General features: G+C 32.9%; 14 protein-coding genes. 4 read left to right on the forward strand and 10 right to left on the reverse strand.

Features of this window, described 5'->3' with window-relative positions; all coding sequences use genetic code 11:
- Positions 1-251: hypothetical protein (locus P9B04_RS10820; RefSeq protein WP_342055001.1), on the forward strand; the 251-nt coding region annotated here is incomplete at its 5' end.
- A gap of 376 nt (positions 252-627) precedes the next feature.
- Here the strand turns inward: P9B04_RS10820 and P9B04_RS10825 are convergent.
- The 9 genes from P9B04_RS10825 to P9B04_RS10865 form a co-directional block, all read right to left on the reverse strand.
- A complete protein-coding gene (locus P9B04_RS10825; protein WP_342055002.1) occupies positions 628-1,122 on the reverse strand; it encodes a hypothetical protein in 495 nt (164 codons plus the stop codon).
- A 1-nt stretch (position 1,123) separates the two neighbouring features.
- On the reverse strand, positions 1,124-1,609 hold the full coding sequence (locus P9B04_RS10830) for a hypothetical protein (RefSeq protein ID WP_342055003.1): 486 nt from the start codon (positions 1,607-1,609) through the stop codon (positions 1,124-1,126).
- A gap of 20 nt (positions 1,610-1,629) precedes the next feature.
- Positions 1,630-1,887: a hypothetical protein gene (locus tag P9B04_RS10835; protein WP_342055004.1), complete on the reverse strand. Its 258-nt coding sequence runs from the start codon at positions 1,885-1,887 to the stop codon at positions 1,630-1,632.
- A gap of 29 nt (positions 1,888-1,916) precedes the next feature.
- Positions 1,917-2,831, reverse strand: a complete 915-nt coding sequence (locus P9B04_RS10840) for a DUF262 domain-containing protein (RefSeq protein ID WP_342055005.1) — start codon at positions 2,829-2,831, stop codon at positions 1,917-1,919.
- 60 nt (positions 2,832-2,891) lie between these two features.
- Entirely contained in the window at positions 2,892-3,278 is a 387-nt protein-coding gene (locus P9B04_RS10845) for a hypothetical protein (protein ID WP_342055006.1), read from the reverse strand.
- Between the two features lie 15 nt (positions 3,279-3,293).
- Positions 3,294-4,052: a DUF262 domain-containing protein gene (locus tag P9B04_RS10850; protein ID WP_342055007.1), complete on the reverse strand. Its 759-nt coding sequence runs from the start codon at positions 4,050-4,052 to the stop codon at positions 3,294-3,296.
- 128 nt (positions 4,053-4,180) lie between these two features.
- Positions 4,181-4,360: a hypothetical protein gene (locus P9B04_RS10855; protein WP_342055008.1), complete on the reverse strand. Its 180-nt coding sequence runs from the start codon at positions 4,358-4,360 to the stop codon at positions 4,181-4,183.
- Between the two features lie 30 nt (positions 4,361-4,390).
- Positions 4,391-4,684 carry a hypothetical protein gene (locus P9B04_RS10860; RefSeq protein ID WP_342055009.1) on the reverse strand — a complete coding sequence of 98 codons (294 nt, stop codon included), beginning with the start codon at positions 4,682-4,684 and terminating at the stop codon, positions 4,391-4,393.
- 423 nt (positions 4,685-5,107) lie between these two features.
- Entirely contained in the window at positions 5,108-6,094 is a 987-nt protein-coding gene (locus tag P9B04_RS10865; RefSeq protein ID WP_342055010.1) for an HNH endonuclease, read from the reverse strand.
- A 16-nt stretch (positions 6,095-6,110) separates the two neighbouring features.
- Between P9B04_RS10865 and P9B04_RS10870 the strand changes: the two genes are divergently transcribed.
- Positions 6,111-6,320, forward strand: coding sequence for a hypothetical protein (locus tag P9B04_RS10870; protein WP_342055011.1), 210 nt, complete (start codon positions 6,111-6,113; stop codon positions 6,318-6,320).
- A 65-nt stretch (positions 6,321-6,385) separates the two neighbouring features.
- Positions 6,386-6,625: a hypothetical protein gene (locus tag P9B04_RS10875; protein WP_342055012.1), complete on the forward strand. Its 240-nt coding sequence runs from the start codon at positions 6,386-6,388 to the stop codon at positions 6,623-6,625.
- A 76-nt stretch (positions 6,626-6,701) separates the two neighbouring features.
- On the opposite strand, the gene P9B04_RS10880 is transcribed toward P9B04_RS10875, so the two are convergent.
- Entirely contained in the window at positions 6,702-6,920 is a 219-nt protein-coding gene (locus tag P9B04_RS10880) for a hypothetical protein (RefSeq protein ID WP_342055013.1), read from the reverse strand.
- Between the two features lie 131 nt (positions 6,921-7,051).
- Here P9B04_RS10880 and P9B04_RS10885 point away from each other — a divergent pair, with 131 nt between their 5' ends.
- The gene (locus P9B04_RS10885; RefSeq protein ID WP_342055014.1) at positions 7,052-7,642 is read left to right on the forward strand and encodes a GIY-YIG nuclease family protein; all 591 of its coding nucleotides are present in this window, start codon (positions 7,052-7,054) and stop codon (positions 7,640-7,642) included.
- Positions 7,643-7,812: the final 170 nt, after the last annotated feature.

The raw sequence follows: 7,812 nt of genomic DNA on the forward strand, positions 1-7,812 counted from the left end.
AGGGTTTTAGCCATCGCTTCTCATATCAACTTTTCTTGGTGCAAGATGTGAGTCTAAGAAACTATTTCCATCTTAGAAAACATCTTGGTTCAGACTATCTTGAATTATTGCAATTTTTCTTAAATCATCGCACATTTATGGAAAGCCGAAAGCCAGAAAGATTAGGGAAAAGTCCAGCCGAATTAATGACAGGTGAAAAACACCCGCATTGGTTAGAAATGTTGGGCTTTGCTCGATTCCAACGAGCTTGATTATCAACCTCTTTCGCTAATACTAATGTCCTGAAAATCAAGTCCAAACTTGGTTCAATTTAGGCTGCAAGTGTTACCCAAAAAACTCTATTTTTGAACAACGCCTCCCCTTTTTCAGATCGTTACCAAAAGACAACGCCTCGTTGTTGCTAGACATGGTTTCCGTCTAGCAACAACGAGGCGTTGAGTCGCAAATATTTCTAGTGACCATCTTTTCTGACTATGGGGTTCGGTTGACCCTCTCGTCGAAGGCTCAAGATTCTCCTTGTCCTGTTGCTTAAAGATTCTGTTGAACAAAATCGTTGAGCGCAGTCCCCAACTATAATCTATCTAATTTACTTGGGGTGTGTTCAACAAGGTGAAGTGTAACGAGCTATTAAAAATTAATCAAAGCTGAATCAGGTAAACCATATTTTAAGAATGAGTAATCTTCTAGGTGATTGCATTCAATTAAGCTTAAATAATTACTTCTTTGGTTTCTTTCTCTATCTTTGAGAATTGACTTAATAAATTGAGTAGAAAAAGCAATTCCTAAATAAGCCCGTCCTGGTTCTTCCCAAGTTACTTCGATCACTGTTCCTGATTTATCTAATAACCAAGCATGAGAAATAGGAAAATCTATTCCATTAGAAAGTGCAAACCCTTCACAGTAGGTTAATTCAGACTCTATAAAAGCCAAAGCCTGACAATTACCATAACAGTTTTTACGTTGCCCCATTAAATCTTCTGATGTTATTACTGGTTTCATTTCCTGTCCCAATTCTAAGACTAACTCATAAAAGCTTTTATATTTGTATTTAGTATTTCTACTTGAATTTTTGAATAAACCAGCATTATCTCGAACAAACTGTTTTAACATAGTGATGGACATATTAATATCCTTGACATTCTAGCTGTCTTAATTTGTTTAGTTTACGAATCAGTAATTGAGCATTAGTTTCAGGTTTACCATTTTCATTATCCCATCGTTCTTCTTCTAACCACTCAATAAGTTCAGGAGTTGGACGAAATGCCCAAACAGGATTCTTTTCATCATATTTAGTTTTTGATTCTTTAATAATTTTAGTATTTTTAGCATCCCATTGCTGTTGAGAAGTCCGATTGGGATTTTCATCAATTGACGGAATTTCAGGCATTATTTCTATTTTGAGATAACCACATTTTTGTCGACGATAAAGCTGCCATTGTTGCTGATAATAATCAAAGTTTTTCTCAGCTCCTCTTCTCGTTTTCCAACGTTTACACCAATAAAATAAACTAGGATTTGTTGTCCAATTTAATTCTTGTTCTTGATGAGTTGTGTAAAACCAACCTAACGGTTCATGGTCATCTGCGTAACACCGATATCCGTAATACATAATCGTTATTCTTTAATTAGTTATTTCTGATCCCAATAAGCAGACATGATTTGTTCACAGAAATCTAGTTCTTTTTGACACTGTTCTTGAAAATCAGCTAAAGCTTGAGCGTAAGTTTTAAAGTAATGACCTTGACTATAACGGTCATTCAAACTACTGTCTAAATCTTCATAACAAGTAGAATAGTTTCCATTAGGATCATCAGTAAGTTGTCTGAGAATAAGAGCGCGGTTTCTTGTTCCTGGTTGTAATGGTAATTTTAGAGTGATAAGTTTCATTGTTCAATAATATTGAGAAAAAGACGAGGTTAACTGTGATTAGAAATAATTTGGTTTAATTTATTGATTTTGCTCAACTGATTTGAGTTGACAGATAAGTCAGAAAATAATTGACAAACTTGAGGATTATCTAGGTATTGTCTGAACATGGTTTGACAACCTTCTTTTAATTCGTTTAATTCGGTATTAAACAAATGATTGAGTCTCTCTAAAGTTCTTGATAACGATAAGTAAATCGTCGGAAAATCTTGAAGATTATGATTTAACAAAAATGAGATAAAGACTAAAATTAATTCTCTATCATCCATTTGCTTTCTTTGTTGATCATCTAAGGTAATCAATTGTTTAAACTCTTCAGTACCTGCTAGTTGAGCGAGTAATTGATTCCCTTTTCCTGGGTTTAATGCTTGACGCAGTTCTTGAGAAGATTTAGGTAATCCAGTGCTATTTCGTTTACCAATATTATACTTAATACCTGGAGGGGTTCCTTTATCAATTAAATAAACGGGAACTTGTGTTTCTTCTATACGACGTTGATATCTTCGTTCAATTTCATTATAAGTTTTTCTCTCCAAATTATGTAAGTATTCTAAACCAGATAATTTAAAATTTTTATCACTAAGAAACTGTTTCAGAGCATACAGTCTTTGTATTCCATCCATAATGAACCATTTATCATGTCCTGTTCCATCTAGATAAAAATGACCAATAGGAAGACGAATAATGATAGACTCAATCAAACGACTTTTAACTTCATCATTCCAATAACTATAACGATAAGGAAAATAGGGCGCAGAGTTTAATGATTGATTATCAATACAAGAAAGTAGCTTGTTAATTTCAATTTTTCTAGTAGTAATATTAATATCTTCAGGTTTATAAATGAAATGGTCATTCTCCCATACCGAAGACTGATTTTGGAAATTGCTTTGTACTTCAGACATAATTAATAACCTCTGTGTGTCTTTTAGTTAATTGTTTAGGTAATATGAGACGAATAATTATCATTTCCAATTCTCCAAAATGCGGTTAGCAATCAACATAGCGTGATAATCCCAAGCATTCATATTCATAAAACTACCGTCTGGTAAACAAATAGTCTGACTTCCTAACGGTGTATAAATGAAAGTCATATCTTTATAGATCGCTTGAACGGTAAACTTTTGAGTGTCTAAAGAGTCTCCCACTTTGATCGCTGATGTCCAAGTGACATCATAATTAGTTAAAGGTTCAGGGGGAGCCGAACCAGGAAATTGAGCTAAGACTGATAAAATCCCAAAGATGTTAGTTGCTTCCTCTTTGGTAATATATCCAAAAAATTCAGCCTGACTTTTAGCAATTAAGTCTTGTTGTAATGCTCTTTGTGTTTGTCGTTTCTTCTTAGTAGCCATAGTTACTGTTTTTAATTAATTTTCATCATCTTTAGTATTCCAGTCATCAAAAACTTCTTGGAATTTTGGGTTTAATTCATTAATGATTTCTTGGGCTTTACCCATTGCTTCCGATAGTGAGTCAAATTTAATTTTCCATCTTTCATTTCCTCCATCTATTTTAAAGTTCATCTGTCCTGAATTTCTGTCATAAAAAGTAATAGTTACCCCATAATTATCTCCTGTTTGATTAAAGGGTTTAAGTAACTTAAATAAATCCTCATGAGACACATTGGAGAATAATTTATCGTAAGAAATTTTCTCTTTAAGTGTGATAATTTTGCTAATATCTCCGTCTAGGAAATAAGACATATCAGATGACTCTGATATGACTATTGTTTTCGCACTAAGCCTCTTGAATTTTCTTTGTCGAGATAGTAATAAGTCTTGGAAGTGGAAGCCATTTAAACTTGGCATTTGTTTTAGGTTTTCTAATTTTAAATTACCATTGACAAAGTTAATCGTTGTGTACAATCTTTGCTTACCATCGATAATACTCTCATCACTATCCATGACAAGATTGAGGGCTGGTAAACCCATCAATAAAGATTCGATAAAGTAAGATTGTTGTAAAGTATCCCACTTAAGCTCATAATTAACTTGTTCTTGACTAATCTCTTCAATGAAAAATTCAAGGGGATAATCTACTGTGTTATAATCACATTTTTTCCGACCTTCCCGAATAGCCGTTTCTATGATTTCTTGTTGTTTTATTTTATCAGATTGTAAGTTCATTTCGGTGATTCTCCATAATAAAAATAAGTTTAGTGAAAAGCAGTCAAAGTATGTTCTAATTCTCTCCAAAGTTGTTGAGAAAAATGACTCTTTGAATAAGGGTATAAAGCCTGTTCAAAATCTCATGATTACTCTTCTGATGCATCAAGATAATTCCCGTTATACAAAACTTCTTCTAAAGCTTCTTGTTCTTCAATTAATTCAGAAAGCTCATATTCTTCATCATCAAAATGAGACTTGAAATTAATCTCTATTTCTTCAAGCAGTCTTTTGATTTGCGAATAGGTTAATTGCTCAGTTTCTAGCATTAATTCTGTCCAAGTAATAGAATTTCAAAATTAGTAAATAATAATGGATAATCCTAGTTGATCAGTTCTAAATTTAGTAATAATGTTATTAGTAGCAATAGAATTACCTTCGTGTTTGTCATAAAGTAATTCAGGGAAAGTCATTATTGCTTGTAAAAGAGATGTAAAAGAATTGATAACCAGTCCATAAGTTTCTTTTCCATACATTCCTCTTCCTGAATATCCTTTAACAATCTCACTCTTAAAATCATGTTCATTAACGTCACATTCTTCTAGCATTTTTTCCATTGCCTCATGAAGAATATCCACTTCTTGTTTAGTCATTTTTATTACTTTCCTCCATTCCCATTCCCATTTACAGCACATCTAAAGATTAAAGTTCCATCTTCAACTCAGATCTTGCACCAAGCTTTAAAAGTACACAAAACCCGATTTTTAAGGGCTGAAACCCTATTGAATTCGTTGCCATTTAGGTCAAAATCGGGTTTTCAATATCAGGTGCAAGATCTGAGTTCAAGGGGAATGAAATCACCTATTTTAGAAGTCGCAATAAACTCAGAAACTTTTTCAGCTTCATCCTGATTAACTCGATTAATTAAACTATTAGTGTTTTCTGATGACCATTTAACCTGGTTATTAATAGAGAAACAATAAGCAAATTCGTACACTTCCAATCTCCTTATTAACTAACTACTTTTTTATTTTACTTCGTTTACGAAGTAAAAGCTATGCTTAAATAGATAAGTTTTATGAAGCATATTTATTCAAGAAAGATTCACGATGCCAAGCTAAAGACTCAGCAGAAGGATGATAACGTTGATTATTAGGGAGCCAAAGTCGTTTACCTTGAAATTGACTCATAGGGGTAGAATAAGGAGAATCTTCGTGTAAAGTCTCAGCTAGTTCAATTGTATAGTCATCGTTGATAGTGAACCAAAAGCGGTCAAATGCCCAATGATGGTTTTTACAGAGGGATAGCCCATTAATAATGCGATCGTCATAAAATTGAGAGAAGGGTTTAATATGTGCGCCATCAACAATATTTTCTTGATTGTTGAACACTTGTAATTCACAGAAAGCACAACGATAACCATAAATAGAAGTCACAGCCTTACGAAATGCTCCATCTCTGACAATGATAGTTTGTTCATCCTTGGTATCAATTTCCTGGGGTTGATAAACTTTACCCCCACTAGCAATCAGTTGATTTTCTAAGTCTTCAAGAGCATCCACTGAAAGCGATCGCCTAATTTGTTGAGGTTTATCAGAGAACCAAGAATCAATTAAAGTAAGAGTTAGTTGACTTCTAAAAGTGGAGTCAGATAGTAAGATAAATAATTCAGGATCAAAATAAGCATAGTCAACCGCTTCCTTGAGATTTTTAATCGTTCTGACTTTGACTTTAGATTGAGGATTTTCAATAAATTCAAAGCCTAAATTAGCTTTAAAATGCCAAAATCCATCACTGCGTAAATGATAAAAAGGCAAACCAATATCAGGATTACGGTCAATTTCCAAGTGACTCCAAAGTTTAAGGAATGTAGCAATTAATTCAGGTGTTAAATAAATTTTGTTACGAGTAATCTTTCCCCGTTCAATTAATTCTATAATTGATAAAATAAGAATAGGTTTATTAGGAGCAGTTCCTCTATTTCGACTAACATTCAATCCCATTTTTCCTACTAAGGGACGAGGGGAGAATTTCTGACGATAATAGTTAATATCTTTAATCACAAGAGAGTTAATACTAATGTATTTTTATCAAAGAGTTGACCAACTTAATTATGAAGCAATTGTGGACTATTTAACAACAAGAGCCAAACAGAATGGAATTGATCCTGATTTGACTAGTGATATTGCCATTCTTTGGGATGATAGTGAGAGGGACAATGATGATGAAGGAACGTTACCGATATTCGGAAACCTTTATGTTTCAAAACAATTATTATATTTGGTATAAATTAAATGGAAGGAATAAATTTGCCTTATTTGCCCAAATTAGATGCCTGCGATTGCTAATTAATTATGCCTGAATACCGTTGTACTAGGAATGCTTCTTATACTAGTGATTGTGCTGGACGGGATGACCTAACCGCAAGACAAGGATATTATATAGAAGCTGAGAGTCATGAAGGAGCATGGAAGGAAATGGCCACTCGATTTCCTGATGATGTTTCTTATGGGTTTACAGTACAAGAATGGGAACCCTTTAATGTTAGGGTAGTTGAAGTTACAAATGATGAAGAACTAGACAACAAAAAATAGAAGCAGATAACATTGATTATTGTTTTAGATCTGCTCAAATGGTCATGAATTATTAACAATAATATTTCCTCTTACTTTACTTAAGAGAATAATAGTTGACCGTATTTACTTTCTTTGCTCTAACTTTTTTACAAGAAACTAATAACTGTAAACAAGTTTGTATTAGAGAAATGGGGCGATTAAGTTGTTTACTAAGTTCTTTAACTGTTAGTCCTTGAGGACAATTTTTGAGAATATTTAGTATGGTTTCGTTAGTGGTGAGTCCTGGGGTTGCTTTGATAATAATAAAAGTCAAAAGTTTATAATTGAGTCCTTAAGGATTAAGTGGGATTAAATCCAAAGAAAATACTACCATGTTTGTTTGCATTTAGAAAAGTAAAATATACTAAGATATATTGCCTAGTATTTTTACTTACCCATTTTTCAATGAAACAACTGAACTTATTTGATACTAATAATTCTTCTCTAACTCCTAGAAAAGAAAGTATGATCATGGGTAAAGAAGCTTTGATTAAATGGAAACAAAGAATATTTAAGTATCAAAATGAAGTTACAAATAATCAACAACCGCAACAACAAACTTTATTTGAGCTACCTAAAAGGTCTTGGCATAGCGTAGAAGATATTAAACCGTTTGAGTTAAAAACTCACAACTGTTTATTTTGGAGAATGCCCGAACCTAAGTCTCAGTTTGCAGACGAAAGTAATGAGGGGTATCTTTATTTTATAATCGATAATACGTTACCTATTTTATTATATTGCGGGGAAACCAAGCTAACAGCTAATCAAAGATGGTCGGGGGTTCATGATTGTAAGGATTATATCAGAAATTACATTCAATTGCATCGGATACATAACTTAGATGTCGGGGTAGTTTCTGCTTTTTGGGAACATATTTCTCCTGAGAAGAAAATCTTGTTAAAATGGGAAAGAGAGTTAATTATAAAATATAGAAGTCCATTTAATAAGGAATCATGGAAATATTGGGGTCAACCATTTCAAAAAGAGTGGAAATGAAAGGTGGTGAGCTTGACACTCAAAGCTTGTAGTTGAATAATATTTTACTCGTTGATAGTTTTGACAAACTATAAGGGAATTCTAAATGTATAAATTCGCTAAAATCGGATACTTATCCTGTATTATTCATGAAGAAAAAACAAAACCTAAAAAATAAGGAATTGGCATCA

Origin of the sequence: Crocosphaera sp. Alani8, from assembly GCF_038442745.1 — a bacterium.
Lineage (GTDB): Bacteria > Cyanobacteriota > Cyanobacteriia > Cyanobacteriales > Microcystaceae > Crocosphaera.

Coding starts and splice junctions, on each gene's coding strand:
- P9B04_RS10830 (WP_342055003.1), bottom strand. CDS start 1,609: ATGTATTACGGATATCGGTGTTACGCAGATGACCATGAACCGTTAGGT.
- P9B04_RS10875 (WP_342055012.1), top strand. CDS start 6,386: ATGCCTGAATACCGTTGTACTAGGAATGCTTCTTATACTAGTGATTGT.
- P9B04_RS10860 (WP_342055009.1), bottom strand. CDS start 4,684: ATGACTAAACAAGAAGTGGATATTCTTCATGAGGCAATGGAAAAAATG.
- P9B04_RS10840 (WP_342055005.1), bottom strand. CDS start 2,831: ATGTCTGAAGTACAAAGCAATTTCCAAAATCAGTCTTCGGTATGGGAG.
- P9B04_RS10835 (WP_342055004.1), bottom strand. CDS start 1,887: ATGAAACTTATCACTCTAAAATTACCATTACAACCAGGAACAAGAAAC.
- P9B04_RS10845 (WP_342055006.1), bottom strand. CDS start 3,278: ATGGCTACTAAGAAGAAACGACAAACACAAAGAGCATTACAACAAGAC.
- P9B04_RS10855 (WP_342055008.1), bottom strand. CDS start 4,360: ATGCTAGAAACTGAGCAATTAACCTATTCGCAAATCAAAAGACTGCTT.
- P9B04_RS10870 (WP_342055011.1), top strand. CDS start 6,111: ATGTATTTTTATCAAAGAGTTGACCAACTTAATTATGAAGCAATTGTG.
- P9B04_RS10825 (WP_342055002.1), bottom strand. CDS start 1,122: ATGTCCATCACTATGTTAAAACAGTTTGTTCGAGATAATGCTGGTTTA.
- P9B04_RS10885 (WP_342055014.1), top strand. CDS start 7,052: ATGAAACAACTGAACTTATTTGATACTAATAATTCTTCTCTAACTCCT.
- P9B04_RS10850 (WP_342055007.1), bottom strand. CDS start 4,052: ATGAACTTACAATCTGATAAAATAAAACAACAAGAAATCATAGAAACG.